The organism is Lancefieldella rimae ATCC 49626 (assembly GCF_000174015.1).
In the GTDB taxonomy this organism is placed as follows: Bacteria; Actinomycetota; Coriobacteriia; order Coriobacteriales; family Atopobiaceae; genus Lancefieldella; species Lancefieldella rimae.
In genome coordinates this window covers 97,237-117,126 of the sequence record NZ_ACFE01000005.1, presented here as the reverse complement: position 1 = coordinate 117,126, position 19,890 = coordinate 97,237, and the positions used below count along the sequence as shown (strand labels likewise).

Below are 19,890 nucleotides of genomic sequence, written 5' to 3'. Positions count from 1 at the left end.
GGCAAAAGTTCCTAAGGAGAAGAGCAAAATTGCTTGATTTGAATCAGAACAAGGAAAAGGTTGTCCTGCTTATCCATCCCATGTTGTCATCTGCTCATGGAATGAAACTTGTCATAGCTGACCATATGGGAGAAGAGTTTCGCTATATTCTTCCGGATTTGTCTGCGCACGGGGAATTATCAAACGAAGTATATGAGTCTGTACAAAAGGAAAGCGAAAGGATACATGAGTATTTGGTCAACCACCATATACAAGAACTAGCCCTCGCATACGGTGCCTCTTTGGGCGGTGTAGTGCTCTTGCAGTTACTTGCCTATAAAGATATCAAAGTGCGTACAGCGGTATTTGAGGGTTGCAGCTTATGGGAGCACGCAAAAGCTCTTAATTTTATTGCGACAAGTGTTTTTCTCCATAAGCACCGAAAGGCCATTCGTAATAGGGAGCTGGCGATAAAGAAAATGACAGGTCTCTATGGGGAGAAAGCAACTCCCATGGCAGAGCGCTTCATACAGATTGACGAGCAAAGCCTCAAGAATATCTTTCACGACTGTGCTTTTGTTAATCCTCCGGAATTATCCAAAGAGGAACAAGAGGCGTGCCTGTTTTTATATGGCTCGAAAGAGTTTGATTTGCGCTCTGCAAAGAAAGTTCTTCCTAAAAAATATCCTTATGCAAGATTCAAAGTTTGGGACGGATACGGTCACTGTACAAAAATGAGCGCGGATCCGGCAGAGTATGGTCACATGCTTAAAAGTGAGATAGAGAACTGCTGCAATTAGACGGCGGCCATACACTCATAGCATTGGACAATTAGCTCGGCTATGCGGATACCATCGGCAGCGGCGCTCATGATGCCACCGGCATATCCCGCGCCTTCCCCCACAGGCCAAAGTCCTTTGACATTTATGCTTTGTCCCGAATCGTTTCTCGTGATACGTACCGGAGAGCTGGAGCGTGTTTCCACGCCGGTAAGTACGGCGTCATCTGCAGCAAAGCCGTGCAGCTTATGGTCAAAGTGGGGAAGAGCTTCGCGGAGCGTATTCGTAATGTAGTCTGGAAGACAGCTCTCAATAGATCCCCATGAAACGCCGCGCGGGTAAGTTGGTTGCACTTTTGCCACACCGCTGGATTTCTGGCTTCGCACAAAATCACCCACCAATTGTGCCGGTGCCACATAGGTGCCACCTCCAGCTTCAAATGCGGCTCTCTCACAGGCGCGCTGTAAGGCAATGCCTTCAAGGACGTTGTCTCCCGGAAGATCATCGGGGAACACGTTGGCGAGAAGTCCTGAGTTGGCGTTTGTGCCGTTGCGTTTGGATAGGCTCATACCGTTGGTAACCACGCCGTTCTTCTCGCTTGAGGCGGCTACCACAGAGCCACCGGGGCACATGCAGAAAGAAAAGGCAGAGCGGCCGCTGGGGAGATGAACCGAGAGCTTGTATGCCGCAGCGCCGAGCACGGGGTTTCCGGCCTCAGATCCGTACAGAGTGCGATCAATATCGGCTTGTAAATGCTCGATGCGTACACCCATGGCAAACGTTTTACGCTCCATACGGACGCCATGGTGGTTAAGGAGCTCAAAGACGTCTCGCGCGGAATGTCCGGTGGCGAGAATAACCTGTGTTGCAGGGATGGTTTCGATTTTGATGTCACCGTGAGCTTCAGTGCGCTCAACAGTGATGGACTGTATTTGCTGGTCTTTGAGCGTAAGGTCAACAAGACGCGTGCGAAACGCTACGTCTCCTCCGGCGGCTTTAATCATACGTACGAGATTGGTTACAACGGTTGGCAGCACATCACTTCCGACGTGTGGCTTTGCGTCCCATAAAATACTTCGGGAAGCACCGGCTTCAACGAATGCCTCAAGGATGAAGCGGTGAGAAGGACTCTTAGTTCCGGTATTGAGTTTGCCATCGGAGAAGGTGCCCGCGCCACCAAGACCAAACTGGATGTTGCTTTCAAGATCGAGTTCGCCGGTTTGATTGAAATGAGTTACGGCTTCGGTGCGTCGTTGTGCATCGTCGCCGCGCTCAATAAGCAGGGGAGCAAGGCCTGCACGTGCCAGGACGAGAGCGCAAAAAAGTCCGGCACAGCCCGCGCCTATCACCACAGGACGCTGGCGGGGAGGCTGAGGGAGCATTGTTGGAAGTGCAAATGCTTCGGGCTCAATGCGTTTGATATGCTTGGCTATCGGTTTGCGCGAAAGCTTATGCAACAGGTTCTTCTCGGCAGCCAATCCGCCGCGAAGTGTAAGGCGATACGTGAGTACCAATATGATGTTATTGCGCTTTCGTGCGTCAATGGAGCGGCGATGTAGTTCTATGGAAGATATGTCTTCAGGCTTCAGATGCAGTGTTTGGTATAGGGCAGTACGTCCGGCTGGTGCTTCTGCTTTTGTGTTGCCATGAAGAGACGAAATAGGAAGTTTAATGTTTGATACTTCAAGCATGTAAGACCTTCTTTTGGAATGTGCTATACCAAATGTCGTGCGGCAGATATACCTGCAATCATGCCGGACCTCCATGCCCAGGCAAGGTTAAATCCGCCGCAGGGAGCATCGATGTCAAGCGCTTCTCCACAGGCAAAAAGTCCGGGATATGCATGGGCTTCAAGATTCTGGTCAAAATTCTCTATCGCAAGTCCACCGATGGTGATTTGCGGAGGCACGCTTTGTGCAACATCGGTAACGGTGAGGACAAGATGCCGTGCTGCGCTGATTTTTGCGGGAATGGATGTGCTAGGAGCCACAAACTCGGCAAGTGCGGAATCGAGAATACCGTCAGTGGTCTGCGCTTCAATGGCGGCCTGCAGGGCACCACGGTCAACTTCGTAAAGCAAATCAAGGCTGATTGTATCGCCGCTATGAGCCATGCGGGACAAATTAAACACCATGATGCCCGAGATGCCAAAGCTCCTAAAAAGAACTTCGCCTTGCTCCGTGGCTAGGAGCTTTCCGTCGCGCATCAAGTGCGCACGAACGTGAGCACGCTTGCCGTCCAGTTGCGCAGGAATTTTGGGCAGACAAGCAAGCGCACAAAGTCCCGGCCGCTCCGAAACCATGGCAAGACCAAGGTGATGAGTAACAGCGGAGGTAGAAGCTCCTCCTCCGGCAAGGATAACGGTGCGCACCGTCAGAGTGTGGCGTGTCTCTTCCTCAAACGTTTCCTTCCAGGCCACCTCAAAGTCTTGAGACGTTGTTTGAATGTCAACGATCTCTCGTGCACATGCAAGAATGACGCCTGCTTTCTTGGCACGGGTGAGAAGAACGTCTCGCACCGAAGATGCCTCGCGCGTAACGGGGTACATGCGCCCTTCGTCTTCGGTGATCCACGCAAGTCCGCATGTGCGAAAAAACGACAGCACCTCTTTTAAGTATTTGCCGCCCACAACGGAGCGTACAAACGCCGGATGCCGATAGTTTTCAGGACGCACGTCCTCATTGGCAAAGTTGCAGCGTCCGCCACCGGTTGCAAGGATGGTCCGTCCACATTCCAGCGCTCGTTCAAAAACAACAACGGTGCCGGGATGTCCTGCATCTTGCAGTGCCTCCGCTGCGCTGATGGCGGCCGTAAGGCCGGAAGCGCCTCCGCCTACCACAACAATGTCGGCAACGGAAGGCACCTTAACGGCGGCAGCCTGTGCGAGAAGCGCATTGTTCTTCTCGGTACGCGAAAGACGTTTTTTACGCTGAGCTGCCATTACCTGTCCAAGTCAAGTACGCACTCGGTGGCATGGGGGATAAGGTCGTGGGGGAGGTTGCTGCTAAACGTTCCCTGATCGGAAAGTTTGGAGAAAATAGGGTCAATGGGTAGCTGTCCAAGAGCGGAAATGCCAAAACTTGCGGCGGTATCCTCAAGGCGGCTGGGGCCAAACGGCTCAATTTTCTGGTTGCAATGCGGGCACTGCACATATCCCATATTTTCCACAAGACCCAGCACGCGGATGCCCATCATGTTGGCCATCTTAACGGCTTTGCCTACCACCATCTGCACCAAATCTTGAGGAGAAGACACAATGACAATGCCTTCAACGGGCAGTGATTGAAATACCGTGAGCGCCACATCACCCGTTCCCGGAGGCATATCGATAAGGAGATAATCGAGTTCTCCCCAGTTGCACTGTCCGTAGAACTGCTGGATTGCACCGGCAACTACAGGGCCTCGCCAAAGCACCGGGTCGGTTTCATTTTGGAGCACCAAATTGGCGCTCATAATCTTGATGCCACGTGCTTCGGTAACGGGGACGAGTTGATCGTTTTCACCGTGTGCATGAACGCCCGAGAGTCCGAACATCTTGGGGATTGAAGGACCAGTGATATCTCCGTCAAGGATTCCCACGCGTTTTCCTGCACGCATAAGATTGGTTGCCAAGATGCCGGCTACCAAAGATTTGCCGACACCACCCTTGCCTGAAACTACGCCGATGACGTGTTTTACTCGTGAGTTTGCATTCAGCTCAAAGCCGGAAGGCGCAACGGGCTCTTTCTTTTGGCCGTGAAGAGCTTCATCAACCTCGCGTCTCAAGGCCTCTTTATCAATGGTAACGTCGGACATTTCCTCTCCTTATAAAACGACCGGAATTGCTCGTTAATTGGTGATGGCAGCTTTATTCTACCCAAGCTTTTTGAAACTTCACAATACATCAGGAATGGCGAGATTGTGAGCGACAAAAAGGGGCCTCCATGCGTTGCGCTTTTGTGGTTCTCCGTTCAAAATTCAAGATAGTACTCATTGAAGGATGTCGGCTTGGGTAAACTAGAAGATTAGAAAAAAGTCGTCCGGTAGGGTTTGCTCCATTTGCCCTATCAGTATTGATATACCAAGTGAGGAAGTATGGCATCAAGCAAAATTGCGATCCGCGGCGCGCGTGAACATAATCTGGCGGATGTGGACATTGATATACCGCGCGACAAATTAGTAGTTATCACCGGTCTTTCGGGATCAGGAAAATCAAGTCTTGCGTTTGATACCATCTATGCCGAAGGCCAGCGTCGCTACGTTGAGTCGCTCTCAAGCTATGCGCGCCAGTTTTTGGGTCAGATGGATAAGCCCGACCTTGATTCCATTGACGGCCTTTCGCCGGCGGTTTCCATCGATCAGAAGACCACCAGTAGAAATCCCCGTTCTACCGTTGGAACCGTTACGGAAATCTATGATTACCTGCGTCTTTTGTATGCCCGTATCGGCATTCCGCATTGTCTCGAGTGCGGTCGTGTGATTGAGCGTCAGACTACCGACCAAGTTGCCGACAAGATCCTCGAGGCCGGACAGGGACGCCGTGCTCTTGTGCTTGCTCCCGTTGTTTTGGGTCGCAAGGGCGAGTATACCAAGCTGTTTGAAGATCTCAGGAGAGAAGGCTTTTCTCGCGTTCGTGTAGACGGAGAAGTGCGCGAGCTCGATGGGGAAGAGATTAAGCTGGGCAAGACCCTCAAGCACACCATTGAAGTCGTGGTGGATCGTATTGTGATCAGGCCGGATTCTCTCGGCCGCGTCGTTGAAGCGGTTGAACAAGCAACCAAACTCGCCCAAGGTAAGGTGGGTGTATTTCTTCTTGCGGATCGCAATGATCCGGAGCATATGCCTGACGAGCTTTTGCAGTACTCTCTGGCGCTCGCCTGTCCCATCCACGGCCATTCCATGGATGATCTGCAGCCGCGCGATTTCTCGTTTAACGCTCCTTATGGCGCGTGTCCTGACTGCGACGGCCTTGGTGTCCGCAAAATCATTGATGCTGCGGCACTCATCACCGATCCTAAGCTCTCCGTTTCCGAGGGCGTTTTTGGCAGTATTTTTGGTCATTCCAACTACTATCCGCAGATTCTTTCCGCCGTCTGTGCTCACCTGGGAGTTTCTGATACAACGCCGTGGGAAAAGCTGCCGAAGAAAGTTCAAGATGCGCTGCTCGGCGGTCTGGGGGCAACCAAGATCCGCGTTGATTATGTAACGCGCGACGGCCGCAATACCCATTGGTTTACCACGTTTGCAGGCGTGCGCAAGATTCTCTTTGACAAGTACCAAGAAACTACGTCAGAGACGATGAAAACCCATCTTGAGCACTATATTCGCGAGATGCCATGCTCTGCGTGCCATGGAGCGCGCTTAAAGCCTGAGATTTTAGCGGTCACGGTTGGTGAGAAGAACATCTGGGAAGTTACGGAGATGTCCTGTCGGGAAAGCCTGCAGTTCTTCAAAGCTCTGAAGCTGACGGAACGCCAGCATTTCATTGCAGGCCCCATTGTGAAAGAAATTGTGGCGCGATTGCAATTTCTTGTAAACGTTGGCCTTGATTATCTGACGCTTTCGCGTGCGGCGGCCACGCTTTCCGGCGGCGAAGCCCAGCGTATTCGCCTGGCAACCCAGATTGGTGCGGGCCTCATGGGCGTGCTGTACATCTTGGACGAGCCTTCCATCGGACTTCATCAGCGCGACAATAACCGCCTGATAGAAACCCTGAAACAACTTCGTGACCGCGGCAATACGGTACTGGTGGTAGAGCACGACGAAGACACCATTCGCGCGGCGGACTACGTGGTAGATATGGGACCGGGTGCCGGTGAGCTGGGAGGCAAAGTGGTTGCTGCCGGTACACCGGAAGAGATTATCGAAAATCCCGATTCCATCACCGGCGCCTACCTTACGGGCAAACGCCAAATCAGGCTGCCGGAAAAACGTCGTAAGCCCGGTCGAGGGGCGATTAAAATTACCGGCGCGTCGGCAAACAACCTCAAGGGCGTAACCGCCAAAATAGAGCTGGGCACGCTTACCCTGATAACGGGCGTTTCCGGTTCGGGCAAGTCTTCTTTGGTAACGGATACTCTTGCACCCGCACTCACCAATGCGGTTCAACATTCCAAGCGAGCCGTCGGGGAGTATAAGAAACTCTCGGGCATTGATCTTATCGACAAGGTCATCGATATCGACCAGAGTCCCATTGGCCGGACGCCGCGATCCAATCCGGCAACTTATATCGGGCTTTGGGATGATCTTCGTGCGCTGTATGCGTCCGTTCCTGAGTCTCGAGCTCGAGGATACTCGGCAGGACGCTTCTCGTTCAACGTACCGGGAGGCCGCTGTGAAGCCTGTAAGGGTGACGGTCAGATTAAAATTGAGATGAACTTCCTGCCTGATATTTACGTGCCTTGTGAGGTTTGCCATGGTAAGCGCTATAATCGCGAGACTTTGGAGATTCTCTATCACGGCAAATCCGTTTCCGACGTGCTTGACATGACGGTTCATGAGGCGCTTGCCTTTTTTGCCAACATTCCACGGATCAAGAACAAGCTTCAGACCTTGCATGACGTTGGTCTTGGCTACATTCATTTGGGTCAGCCTGCCACTACGCTTTCCGGCGGTGAGGCTCAGCGCGTGAAATTGGCAAAAGAGCTTCACCGGACGCAGACGGGCAAGACCCTCTACATTTTGGATGAGCCTACCACGGGTCTTCATTTTGAGGATGTCCGTCAGTTGGTGGACGTGCTGGAGCGTCTTGTGGACGCAGGCAATACGGTGCTGGTCATTGAGCATAACCTTGACGTTATCAAGATGGCCGACCGCATTATTGATATGGGCCCTGAGGGCGGAGACGGTGGCGGAACCGTGGTTGCCTATGGCACTCCTGAGCAGGTGGCTAAGGTAAAGGGCTCGTATACCGGAGAGTTTCTCGCCCCCATTCTTGAGCGAGACCGCAAACGTTTGGCTCGGGAGCAGGCGTAATATGACAAAGCGAGAAAAGCTCCAGAGGATTCAAAAGACAAACGCCATGCGTGAACTTGAGGCCGCCGGCATTTCATTTGACATACATCAATACGATGTGGATGACAGCATTCCCTCAGGTGAGCTAGGTGTGCGCATTGCAGAGTCATTGGGTGAAGATGTGGATGCGTCGTTTAAGACGTTGGTGTGTGAGGGCGCAGATGGCGGCTATGTGGTGTGTTGCGTTCCGGTAGCACAAGAGCTTGATCTCAAAAAGGCCGCGGCAGTGGCAGGCGAGAAGAGTCTCTCGATGTTGCCCGTTAAAAACCTTGAAGCGACTACGGGCTATGTTCGAGGTGGTTGTACGCCGATAGGGATGAAAAAACAGTTCCCTACGATTATTGATGAAACCGCACAGCTTTTTGATGAGATTAACCTTTCAGGAGGCCGTAAAGGTCTTGGGATCACCGTTTCACCGATTGCGGTAGCATCATGTATACATGCAGTATTTGCCGATATCGTTCGAGAGGCACGGTTGTGAGCTATCAACCAAAACATATGCGTGACGTCTACGCAAAGCAAAATGAATTTCTCTTGCATGATGATGCGCTTGCCACGGCATCCCAAAAGACGCTTGAAGAAGAACCCGGACTTCTCGCTGAAGACCGTCAGAAAGAAGTGAGCCGTTCTGCTTCCATGATGAGCGTGCTGGTTATTATCAGCCGTCTCACTGGCTTTGCCCGCACATGGGCTCAGTCGATTGCCGTTGGCACTACGGTTTTGGCCAGCTGCTATGCGATTGCCAATACGCTGCCCGATCAGCTGTATGAGCTTGTGGGGGCGGGTATGCTGACCACGGCGTTTTTGCCGGTTTATATGTCCATCAAGAAGAAGATTGGTAAAGAAGGGGCAAATGCATACACGTCAAACTTGCTTTCAATTGTAGTTATAGCCACTTTGCTCACTTCCATTTTAGGCATTGTTTTTGCAGGACAAGTCATTTATACACAGTCCTTCTCGGCTAATGTTGAATTTGACTCTGAGCTTGCCATCTATTTCTTCCGGTTTTTTGCCATTGAGATAGTCCTGTACAGTTTCTCGACCATTTTTTCCGGAGTGCTCAATGCGGAGCGTAGTTATTTTTGGCCGATGGCAGCGCCTATTTTTAATAACTTCATAACTACGGCTTCTTTTATTGCATACGCGCTTTTAGCTCCGGTAAACCCCTCTTTGGGCCTTCTGATTTTGGCATTCGGTAATCCGTTGGGTGTGTTGGTTCAGGTTTTGGTACAAATCCCATCCCTTAAAAAGAACGGTATCAGGCTCAGACTGCGCATTAATTTCCATGATCCCGCGCTGAGGGATACGCTTAAAATCGGAGCTCCGGCGCTCATCGTTGTCATTGCCAATTTTATTACGGTATCGGTCCAAAATTCTTCCCAGCTTTCCGTTAGCGCGGCAGGCGGCGCCATCTCCAACTATGCCCGTCTTTGGTATACGTTGCCATATGCCATTCTCACGGTACCTCTTACCACGGCACTCTTTACGGAACTTTCCGACAACTGGGCAAAAAAGAACATTGCGGCATTCAAGCGCGATCTCACACAGGGCGTCTGCCAGATTCTGCTTTTTACCGTGCCTTTTATGCTGTATCTGATTGTGTTCTCGGTGCCTCTGATCTCCATTATTTCATCGCGACAATTTGAGGCAGAGGATATCTTTTTGACCGCTGAGTTTTTAAGCGGCCTTTCTCTGGCGTTACCGCTGTACGGCGTAGGTATGTACCTGCAAAAAGTCTGTTCCGCCATGAGACGGATGACTTTATATGCCGTTGCGGCAACGCTCGGCTCCGGGGTTCAGGTAGCGTTGCTCATCTTTGGCACACCATACTTTGGCCTAGGGTTTGTAGCCGCAACCTCAGCGATATTTAACGTGATCATTGATGTCGTTATGCTCCTTGCGCTCCGTAGGCGCTTGGGACATATCGGACTGGTATCTATGGCATTTGCCTTTGTTCGCTCACTGGGTCTCGGTCTTCTCGGGTCGGCCGCGGCCGTTTTGATCATGCGTGTTCTTGAAGCGTTCATTGGTCCGGTTATCGGATCTCCTTTGCGCGGCATTATCAACTGCTTTGCCGCAGGCATTCCGGCTGTCTTGGTAACGTATGGCCTAGCTGTTATGTTCAAGTTCCCGGAAGCAGCGGCTATCCGCTCTCTGCTTGGTCGTCTGAGGCGCTAACATGGCACGCTCTTCTCGCGATGCAGAACTTCCAAGTCACAAAGATTTTGACGATTTGGTTTCCATACGAGAGCAGGTCGATCAGGTTCCCGTAAGTCCCGGCTGCTATTTGTGGAAGGATGGCTCGGGCAAAGTTATCTATGTGGGCAAGGCAAAAAATCTGCGCAGTCGCATGCGACAGTATGTGACGCTGCAAGACGATCGCGCCAAGATTCCTCTGATGATGCAGGTGGTGCGGAGCTTTGATTACATCGTAGTGGAAAATGAGCATGAAGCGCTGGTATTGGAGCGCAACCTCATTGCCCAGTATCGGCCATACTTCAACGTTGATTTTAAGGACGATAAGAGCTATCCCTTCATCGCCATCACGGAATCTGACGTATTTCCCGCCATCAAGTACACGCGCGAAAAGCATAAGAAAGGAACGCGCTACTTTGGCCCGTATACGGACTCGTATGCCGCTCGTCAGACTATCGATACGCTGCGAAAAGTGGTGCCCATCTGTACGGCAAGTTGTACGGAATGGAAGCGATGCCGGCGTGAGTTGGAAAAGCATCCCAATGAAGCGGCCGTGGCCAACATGATCTTTGCCGAGAAGGGAAGACCATGCTTTGACTATCACGTGGGGCGCGGGCCCGGCGTGTGTGTGGGTGCCATTTCAACGGCTGAGTACGGTAAGCACGTGCGGCAGGTGGAGAATTTCTTGCGAGGCAACCGGTCTGAGATTGTTATGGAAGTTCAAGAGCAGATGCAAGAAGCTGCAGCGGATTTGGACTTTGAGCGGGCGGCGCGCCTGAAAGGACGTCTTGATGCGCTGAGTGCTCTTGACGACAGGCAACAGGTGACATTTCCCACCTCGGTTAATCTGGATCTCATTGGATTTTATCGCGAGGAAACCATCTCTGCCGCATGCGTCTTTGTTGTCCGGGAGGGTCGTACCGTTCGCTCCGTTGAGTTTATTTTGGACAAGGGTCTTGACGTTTCGGAAGACGAGTTGGTTTCGGGTTTTGTGAAGCGCTACTATGACGAAACCGCGGACGTCCCTGCAGAGGTGGACGTACCCCTTGAACTCTCTGATGCGGAGGTTATCTCAGAGTGGCTTTCAGATAAGCGTGGACACAGATGTGGTCTTCATCTTCCACAGCGTGGCGAGAAGTTCCGTCTGCTTGAGATGGCTTCCAAAAATGCACGCCATGCTCTTATGCGCCATATGATTCGCACGGGTTATTCTGATGATCGCAGTAACCAAGCGCTCTTACAGCTTGAGTCAGCACTTGCCCTTGAAGCGCCTCCTTTGCGTATAGAATGCTTTGATATTTCTACGTTGCATGGTAGTTTTACGGTTGCGTCCATGGTGGTATTTACCAATGGAAAACCCGATAAATCACAGTATCGCCGCTTTAAGATTCACGCCGAGCTTGATGAAGCAAATGACTTTGTGTCTATGTCAGAAGTGCTTGGCCGGCGGTATAGTCCTGAGCGTATGGCTGACAAACGCTTTGGTTCACGTCCTGATTTGCTGGTAGTTGATGGTGGTAAACCTCAGCTAACGGCAGCCATTCAACAGCTTGCTGAATTGGGCTTGGATATTCCGGTATGTGGCCTAGCTAAGTCTGATGAAGAGGTGTTTGTACCTTGGGACGATACCCCTATTGTTCTTCCGTCGGGCTCTGCGTCACTATACCTTATCAAACAGGTACGAGATGAATCTCACCGCTTTGCCATTACGTTTCATCGTGAACTTCGCGACAAGGCCATGACGGTGTCGATTCTTGATGAAATCCCAGGCGTGGGTCCTAAACGCAAAAAAGACCTTATGCGTCACTTTGGTTCATTTAAGAAGCTGAACGCGGCGTCTGCAGACGATATTGCAGACGTTAAAGGAATTTCTCCGGCGCTAGCTCAGACAATTTTTGATGAACTGAAAGCATGGCGATCCTGAAAACATGGTGATTCTAATATGGTGTGAATCCTGACGTTCACACTGGTATGTTGGTTTAGGCCTATGTGGTATTAAATAAGAGACCAGTTTTCATAGGTAAAATAGGGGTAAACGGTATGATTTTGCCGGTAAACGGTAGATGTGGTATTAATTTTTCCGTCAATGGTTTAGCGGTAATTTAGATATATCTCTTAGAGGAAAACCAATAAAGTTGCTGTACAGCGCTTTATACTTCATCTATCTAAAATGCGAAGCTTATAAGTATACCGTAAGTGTTTGCTCTTTTTACCTGTGAGTCTCTCGTGCACCTTAAAAACTCCGTTTACCCGAATCGTCATTCCTTTCTGAGATGTATATCCAATATGATAGAGGAGAAAAGCCACGTCTGTGGCAGGGAGCCACGTCTGTGGCCTGAGATACTCAGAAAGAGGCAGAAATGGGCAAGCTTTTTGGTCGTCAACTATCACGTCGCACCTTCCTAGGCGGAGCTGTTGCTGCTGCGGGAATGGGCCTTACGGCGTGCGGCAACAACAATAACAACAACGCTTCAAATACGAGCGATGTTAAGGGTGAAGCAGGGGGCGGTACCATTACTGCCGGCGCTGCATATTCAACACAAAACTATGATCCTTCGTCCACGTCATCTGCTCTTGCACTTGGTGTTAACTGGCAGGTTTCCGAGGGTCTGTATGGCATGAATTACCATGACTATCATGTCTTTAATGAGCTTGCAACGGCCGATCCTCAGAAGGTTGATGACACAACCTTTGAGGTAAGCATCAGAAAAGACGCAAAGTTTTCTGACGGAACGGCGGTAAGCGCTGACGACGTGGTCGAGTCATTCAAGCGCGCAACTGCCGAGGGCAACATTTATGTTTCAATGCTTGCTCCCATCGCATCCGTTGAAAAGAAAGATGACGCTACCGTCACCATCAAAACGAATGTGCCAAACTTCTCGCTTTTGAAGGAGCGTCTCTCCATTGTCCGCGTTGTTCCGGCAAAGTCAGCTCAAGACGACATGAAAAAGATGCCCGTTGGATCCGGCCCTTGGATGTATAAGACCATCAGCGACAACTCTCTTGATCTTGAGCCAAATCCAAACTATAACGGAGTAACTCCCGCTAAGGATAAGGCACTTCACTATGACATCCTCAAAGATCCTACCGCTCGTCTGACTGCGCAGACCGATGGCACGACGCTTGCCATGGAAATGGTACCTGCCGATGCCATTGACCAGCTGAAGAATGCCGGTTGCACCGTTGATACCGTTCAGGGTTTTGGTGTGCGCTTCCTGATGTATAACCTCTCCAAGGCTCCATGGGATAACGTTAAGGTTCGCCAGGCAGTTATGTATGCGCTGGATACCGACAAGATGATCGCCAATGCACTGGCCGGTCAGGCTGAAGCTGCTACCTGCTATCTGCCGTCTTCCTTCTCAAATTATCACAAGGCTGCTACGGTCTATACCCATGACGAGGAGAAGGCAAAGAGCCTTATCAAGGATTCAGGCATCACTCCGGGTGAGGTTGTCCTGCGCACAACCGATAACGAGCAGGTTAAGAATATGGCTACGGAGGTCAAGCAAGATCTTGATGCTCTTGGCTTCAAGGTTTCCATCCAGACCGATACTTCACCTGCTACCTATTCTGCCATTGATGCCGCTGACGGATCGTGGGATCTGCTCTTGGCACCGGGAGATCCTTCCTGCTTCGGTGGCGATACCGACTTGCTTCTGAACTGGTGGTACGGCGACAACATTTGGATGAAGACGCGCTGCCCATGGAAAGAAACGGACGAATGGAAGAAGCTGCATGAGCTCATGGACAAGGCTCTGACCCAGTCCGGTGCGGATCAGCAGTCCACATGGAACGAGTGCTTCGATCTTCTCGCTGAGAACGTGCCTCTGTATCCGGTACTCTTTGCAAAGACCTCAACCGCTTCTTGGAGCGAGAAGCCCAACGGCAATGGCGTAGCGCTTCAGGGCTTCAAGGGTATTGGCACCACCGGCATGTCCTTCGTTGATGTTAATACGGTTACCCAAAAGTAACTGAACCTGCCGGATTATACGTAGTTATAGGGCTCGGGCGGGTCAATGTCGCTCGAGCCTTTTTCTTCGATGTTCTTCAGAGGGGGAGAGTGTGAATAATCTACTTCGTCTTATTGGACGCCGTTTGATCGCGCTGCCAATCATGGCGTTGGGAGTTACGTTTCTTGTATTCTTCCTAATGTCGTTTTCGCATGTTGATCCTGCGTACAATGCATTGGGTGAGAGCGCAACGCCGGAAGCGATTGCAGAGTATCATGCCGAACACGGTCTTGATGACCCATGGCCCGTTCGCTATGTGCGGTATATGGGAGATTTACTTCATGGTGATTTAGGCACGTACGGTACGGCAAACTACTCGGTAGCGGAGCGCATTTCAAAAGCTTTACCGGTGACCATGCAGCTTACCTTTATTGGACTCATCATTGGAGCCGTTGTTTCATTTTTGTTGGGCGTCATTGCCGCACTGTATCGAGACAGATGGCCCGATCAGATTATTCGCGTGTTCTCCATCGCAGGACTTGCAACACCCTCATTTTGGCTTGCGGTTCTCCTCATTTTGCTTTTTGCGGTTACCCTCAAAGCACTTCCGGCATCAGGTATGCTGCCCGATCCGGCCAAAAACTTTTCCGGGTATATAGCTCGAATTATCATGCCTGCCGTTGCGTTGGCCGTTCCCCTTACGGGTCAGATGACGCGTATTGTTCGTACGGCAATGGTTGAAGAGCTTGATCGCGATTACGTCCGTACCGCGCGTGGTGCAGGCATTCCCGAACCCATCGTCATTGCGCGTAACGTCTTGCGCAATGCTCTCATTACTCCGGTTACGACGCTGGGACTCAAGATCGGCTATCTCATGGGCGGCGCCGTGGTCATCGAGGTTATTTTTAACCTACCGGGCATGGGCATGGCAATTCTTGAGGGCATTCAGGGCAACGAGACTATGCTCGTGCAAGGGGTTGTTATTGTTGTGGCACTGTCCTTCATCATTATCAATATCGTGGTCGACATGCTCTATATCCTTATCAATCCGCGAATCAGGACGGTGTAGCCATGATTGAGATACGAAAAAAACAAACCGAGAAGCTCGAGGAGGCTGCGGCAAAAGGACTTAAGTTCAGCGGCTTCAAGAATATGAAGACCACATCCAAGATCGCATTGGTCATCCTTGTGCTTGTGGTACTTGCCTCAGTCTTGGCACCCCTTCTTGCTCCCCATGATCCACTTAAGACTTTTACCGCCCGCCAGGCTCCCGGAAACGGTTTTCTTTTTGGCGCGGACGATAAGGGCCGTGACATTTTGTCTCGCATGCTCTACGGTGGGCGCTATTCACTCGTCATTGGTTTTGGCGCTACGGGCATGGCTTTGGTGCTTGGATCCATTGTGGGTGCCATTGCGGCAGTATCAAGAAAAGCGGTGTCCGAGGTTATCATGCGTCTTCTGGACATCATCATGTCTTTCCCGGGCATTGCGCTTGCGGCGGTCTTTGTTTCCATTCTTGGAAACAGCATTCCGTCCATTATTTTTGCTATCGGCTTTATGTATACGCCACAAATTGCACGCATCGTACGAGCCAATATCGTAAGCGAGTATGGCGAGGATTACGTGCGCGCCACGATTGTTTCCGGCGCCCGTGCTCCGTGGATCTTATGGAAACACGTACTTCGCAACTGTATCGCTCCCATCATGGTCTTTACCGTTACGCTTGTGGCGGATGCCATCATCTTTGAGGCCTCGCTGACCTTCATTGGTGCTGGTATTCAAGAACCCACACCGACATGGGGAAACATCTTAGCCGATGCCCGTGGTGGCGTTTTGGCCGGACGTTGGTGGCAGGCGTTCTTCCCGGGTCTTGCCATTATGTTCACCTGCCTTGCACTCAACATTCTTTCCGAAGGCCTGACTGATGCCATGGCTGCGGCTCCGGGTGCACCCGTTGACGTTGACTCCTCCGAGTCTCGTCGAGCGGATGATATTCTCGCTTCAGACCCCGTGCGCGCCTACGCTGAGCAGGCAGAGTCTCTCAATCGCCGTTTGGGTGATTTGAAAGCGATTGAGCTTGCAAGAACGGACAGGCATAAGCCGAACTTTTCCGTTGATCCAATACTTAAGGTCAAAGATCTTTCCATCAGTTTTGAATCTCACGGTGCCGTCAAGGTCGTTGATGGCGTGAGTTTTGAGGTCCGCCCTGGTCAGTGCATGGCACTCGTGGGCGAGTCCGGTTGCGGTAAGTCAATTACCACCAAGGTCATTATGGGCCTTACCGACCCTAAAGAGTCTATTACCGGAACGGTGCTCTATAAGGGACAAGACCTTCTCAAGATTTCCAAAGACGAGCATCGTCGTCTTTTAGGGCATGAGCTTGCCATGGTGTACCAGGATGCCTTGTCATCGCTGAACCCTTCAATGCTCATTTCGTCTCAGATGAAACAACTTACGAGCCGTGGCGGTACTCGCTCGGCCGAGGAGCTTCTTGAGCTCGTGGGCCTTGACCCCAAGCGTACGTTGGAATCCTATCCTCATGAGCTTTCCGGCGGACAGCGGCAGCGCGTGCTTATCGCCATGGCGCTTACGCGTGATCCGTCGCTTGTTATCTGCGACGAACCTACGACGGCGTTGGACGTTACCGTTCAGAAGCAGGTTATCAAGCTCTTGAATGACCTGCAGGATCGCTTGGGCTTTGCCATGATCTTTGTGAGTCACGACCTTGCCCTTGTGGCGGAAGTGGCTTCCGAGATTACCGTTATGTATGCCGGACAGGTAATTGAGCAGGCGCCCACGACGGAGCTCTTAACAAATCCGGTACATGAGTATACGCGCGGTCTTCTCGGATCGGTGCTTTCGATCGAAGAGGGCGCAAAGGACGGAACAAGGCTTCACCAGGTACCGGGATCGGTGCCTTCTCCCGAAGACTTTCCTGCGGGTGACCGCTTTGCACCGCGCTCAAGCCATCCTGAGGTTGGCCTTGAGGTACATCCGGTTCTTAAAGAGATTCCTGGTCGCCATCATAGTTTTTCGGAACTTCCTGACGAGTACCTGAGAGAACACGGACTTACGCCATATCTTGAACGCATGAATACCAAGGAGGTGGACTAAATGACCGAGCAGCAACCCATCATTTTTTTGGATGATATCTCCGTTACGTTCAAGACGCGTACGGGATCAATATTTCATCCCAATAAGGTGCACGCAGTACAAAACGTTACGCTTAAACTCATGCCCGGCGAGACCATTGGTATTGTAGGCGAGTCGGGATGCGGTAAGTCAACGACTGCAAACGTTATGTGCGGTCTTCAATCACCTACGTCGGGTCGCGTGTTTTTCAAAGGTCAAGATGTGACCAAACGTACCCCCGATCTGCGCAAACAGATAGGTCGTGTGGTTTCGGTGGTCTTCCAAGATCCCGCAACGGCACTCAACCCCCGTATGATTGTGCACGACCAGCTCTTGGATCCGCTTTTGGTACATAAGGTGGGAACGCCGGAGGAACGCGAGAAGCGCATCGATGAACTTGTTGGCTTGGTAGGGCTTCCTCATTCTGCACTCCGCGCTCTCCCGGGTCAGCTTTCCGGCGGTCAGCGCCAGCGTGTGGCAATTGCTCGTGCCATGTCGCTGAACCCCTCTGCCATCATTGCCGACGAGCCAACCTCGGCGCTTGACGTTTCAGTGAGAGCTCAAATCCTGAATCTGCTTACCGATCTTAAGAGCGAGTTGGGTCTTTCGATGATCTTCATTTCGCATGACATTCAAACCGTACGGTATGTATCCGACCGTATTATCGTCATGAATCACGGACAGATTATGGAAGACGGTCCGGCACAGCAGGTATTTGAGCATCCGCAGGATGCATATACCAAAACATTGCTTGGAGCTGCGCCTTCATTGCTTCACCCAAAGCTTGGCAAATAAATCAGGCAGTAAGGGCGTATCCAAATGGGTGCGCCCTTAGCGTATCGTATGAAACGCACGAAGGATTAAGGATGTCCCTTTCAAAGCTTGACCATAGTGAACTCTGTAAAACGCGCCCGCGCACACCGATGCCCGCTGACTTTGAGCGGTTCTGGGAGGCTCGTATGGCCGAGGCCGACGCGGTGCCGCTGAGGTGGCAGCTTGTGCCTTCCGATGAAGTACCCCAAGCTCAAAGCTGCGGTTTTTATGATCTTTGGTTTGAGGGCATGGGAGGCTCAAAGCTGTATGCCAAGTTTCTCTCTCCAAGAGGCGAGAAGAACGTACCCTTGGTACTGCAATTCCACGGGTATCCGGGTGCTTCTCGATCTTGGTTTGAGCAGGCGTCTTTTGTAGGTATGGGCTGTGCAATCCTTGCACTTGACAATCCCGGTCAGGGTGGACGAAGTCAGGACGCAAACGCTTACGTAGGAACAACGGTGGCGGGACATCTTGTCGCGGGACTTGACGGACCCGTAAAAGATCTCTATTACGTACGCCTCTATCAAAATGTTCGAATTTTTTGCCGTATTGCGAGCCAACTTGAAGGCATTGATGCGAACCGTATCTTTGTAAACGGGCAGTCGCAAGGTGGTGGTATGGGCATTGCCTGCTGTGCTCTTAATCAAGATCTCGTTAACCGTGCGGCCATTCTCTTCCCGTTTCTTTCAGACTTCAAAGCCGTCTGGGAGCTGGGTGCTGATACCCAAGCGTATGAGGGGATTCGCTATTACATGCATTGGTTTGATCCGCGCGGGGAGCGCGTGGATGAAATTTTTGGCAAGCTTGCGTATGTCGACAGCGTCAACTTTGCTCGTTTTGTGCGCTGCCCGGTACTTTTTGGATCCGGCCTTGCCGATGAGGTATGTCCTGTTCCCACACAATTTGCCGTGTATAACGCACTGACGTGTCCAAAACGACACCTTTTGTTTGAAGGCTTCGGGCATGAGGAGATTCAGGCGTTTGACGATACGATCATCGACTTTTTTGACGCAAATGATGCGCGTGCTTGGCTTGCGGGAAAGGTGTGCTCATGAGAGACGTCTCGTCATATCGGGATTTTCTTAAAACCTATCATGGACGCACGCTTTGTCCGGACGTTTTCGACGAATTTTGGGCAGACGTTTGCGAGGAAAATAAACCCGAAGCAAGGGAAGTGCGGAAGGCTTCCGTAAACTGCTCACGTCTTACCTGCGAGGAGTTTACGTACCTCGCCTCTGACGATGTCTCTCTCAAAGCTCATATACTGCGCCCCAGGGGAGTGGCCTCTTTGCCAACCGTCATACTGTATACCGATTGTGGTCGAGAAGTGCGGGGCTGGCTGCATCTGGCGCGCTTTGCGTCGCTTGGCTTTGCCGTGGTGGCTCCTGAAATCCGCAGTCTTCCTCAGGCAGTGTATACATCGTTTGAGAAAGCATGGAAAGGCGAGGTCAGTGCCGGTAATCTGACGGCGTACTATTTCAATGCAAACGCACTCGATCGAGCGGAAGATTCCGCCGTTGAGTGTGCATGCAGAGCTCCTCTCTTTCAGTTGGTATCCGATGCGTATGCAGCGGCTCATGCCACACGACTGCTTCCCTTTGTTGACAAGGGTTGTCTTATAACCTGGGGAGAAGGACTTGGCGGGACACTGGCTTTGGATACGGCGGCATTGCTCGGCTCCCAATGCGCAGGTGTCATGGCACAAAACCCCTTCTTTGCCGACTCCGCAGCGTGCGTGCCGGATGGATTTTGCAGTGCGCAGGAAACACCGAAAAACGTACGGATTGCAGATGCCATGGGTCTTCTCGATACCGCAAGCTTTACCGAGCGCATCACCTGTCCAACGTTGATGGCATGCTCGCTGGAGGACCGGTCGTCTCTTCCCGAAGGAACGTTTGCGGCATACAACCGCATTCCTGCGGAACAAAAGCGGATGGCGGTCTATCCCAGACACGCACATGAGCGCATTAACGATTTTGAAAACTTGCAAATTGACTTTTTGTTGACGTATTCAGGCGGTAGACTTTAATGACTACGTTGAATGATAT

14 protein-coding genes are annotated in these 19,890 nt (G+C 51.5%); 11 read left to right on the top strand and 3 right to left on the bottom strand.

Annotation, left to right across the window (positions count from 1 at the left end):
- Positions 1–29: 29 nt before the first annotated feature.
- Positions 30–779 carry a hypothetical protein gene (locus ATORI0001_RS07425; protein ID WP_003150555.1) on the top strand — a complete coding sequence of 250 codons (750 nt, stop codon included), beginning with the start codon at positions 30–32 and terminating at the stop codon, positions 777–779.
- Here ATORI0001_RS07425 and ATORI0001_RS07420 read toward each other — a convergent pair.
- From ATORI0001_RS07420 to ATORI0001_RS07410, 3 genes are read right to left on the bottom strand one after another with little or no spacing between them, the layout of a single operon-like run.
- Positions 776–2,449, bottom strand: coding sequence for an NAD(P)/FAD-dependent oxidoreductase (locus ATORI0001_RS07420; protein WP_003150571.1), 1,674 nt, complete (start codon positions 2,447–2,449; stop codon positions 776–778). The genes ATORI0001_RS07425 and ATORI0001_RS07420 overlap by 4 nt on opposite strands.
- Before the next feature lie 23 nt (positions 2,450–2,472).
- Positions 2,473–3,699 carry an NAD(P)/FAD-dependent oxidoreductase gene (locus tag ATORI0001_RS07415; RefSeq protein ID WP_003150634.1) on the bottom strand — a complete coding sequence of 409 codons (1,227 nt, stop codon included), beginning with the start codon at positions 3,697–3,699 and terminating at the stop codon, positions 2,473–2,475.
- Positions 3,699–4,553 carry an Mrp/NBP35 family ATP-binding protein gene (locus ATORI0001_RS07410; protein WP_003150464.1) on the bottom strand — a complete coding sequence of 285 codons (855 nt, stop codon included), beginning with the start codon at positions 4,551–4,553 and terminating at the stop codon, positions 3,699–3,701. Before ATORI0001_RS07410 ends, ATORI0001_RS07415 begins: the two co-directional genes overlap by 1 nt.
- Before the next feature lie 279 nt (positions 4,554–4,832).
- Between ATORI0001_RS07410 and uvrA the strand changes: the two genes are divergently transcribed.
- The 10 genes from uvrA (at position 4,833) to ATORI0001_RS07360 (ending at position 19,871) form a co-directional block, all read left to right on the top strand.
- Positions 4,833–7,712 (top strand): excinuclease ABC subunit UvrA, encoded by a 2,880-nt coding sequence (gene uvrA / locus ATORI0001_RS07405; protein ID WP_003150635.1) that lies wholly within the window; start codon positions 4,833–4,835, stop codon positions 7,710–7,712.
- Position 7,713: 1 nt separating this feature from the next.
- Positions 7,714–8,232: a Cys-tRNA(Pro) deacylase gene (gene ybaK / locus ATORI0001_RS07400; protein WP_003150586.1), complete on the top strand. Its 519-nt coding sequence runs from the start codon at positions 7,714–7,716 to the stop codon at positions 8,230–8,232.
- A 17-nt stretch (positions 8,233–8,249) separates the two neighbouring features.
- Positions 8,250–9,929, top strand: coding sequence for a murein biosynthesis integral membrane protein MurJ (gene murJ, locus ATORI0001_RS07395; protein WP_155811582.1), 1,680 nt, complete (start codon positions 8,250–8,252; stop codon positions 9,927–9,929).
- Between the two features lies 1 nt (position 9,930).
- The gene (uvrC, locus tag ATORI0001_RS07390) at positions 9,931–11,871 is read left to right on the top strand and encodes an excinuclease ABC subunit UvrC (protein ID WP_003150501.1); all 1,941 of its coding nucleotides are present in this window, start codon (positions 9,931–9,933) and stop codon (positions 11,869–11,871) included.
- Positions 11,872–12,307: 436 nt separating this feature from the next.
- The gene (locus ATORI0001_RS07385) at positions 12,308–13,918 is read left to right on the top strand and encodes an ABC transporter substrate-binding protein (protein ID WP_003150469.1); all 1,611 of its coding nucleotides are present in this window, start codon (positions 12,308–12,310) and stop codon (positions 13,916–13,918) included.
- Between the two features lie 91 nt (positions 13,919–14,009).
- Positions 14,010–14,966 (top strand): ABC transporter permease, encoded by a 957-nt coding sequence (locus ATORI0001_RS07380; RefSeq protein WP_003150564.1) that lies wholly within the window; start codon positions 14,010–14,012, stop codon positions 14,964–14,966.
- Between the two features lie 2 nt (positions 14,967–14,968).
- Positions 14,969–17,011, top strand: coding sequence for a dipeptide/oligopeptide/nickel ABC transporter permease/ATP-binding protein (locus ATORI0001_RS07375; RefSeq protein WP_003150471.1), 2,043 nt, complete (start codon positions 14,969–14,971; stop codon positions 17,009–17,011).
- A complete protein-coding gene (locus tag ATORI0001_RS07370) occupies positions 17,012–17,824 on the top strand; it encodes an ABC transporter ATP-binding protein (protein WP_003150543.1) in 813 nt (270 codons plus the stop codon).
- A gap of 71 nt (positions 17,825–17,895) precedes the next feature.
- A complete protein-coding gene (locus ATORI0001_RS07365; protein ID WP_003150589.1) occupies positions 17,896–18,897 on the top strand; it encodes an acetylxylan esterase in 1,002 nt (333 codons plus the stop codon).
- A complete protein-coding gene (locus tag ATORI0001_RS07360; RefSeq protein WP_003150449.1) occupies positions 18,894–19,871 on the top strand; it encodes an acetylxylan esterase in 978 nt (325 codons plus the stop codon). Before ATORI0001_RS07365 ends, ATORI0001_RS07360 begins: the two co-directional genes overlap by 4 nt.
- The last annotated feature ends 19 nt before the right edge of the window (positions 19,872–19,890 follow it).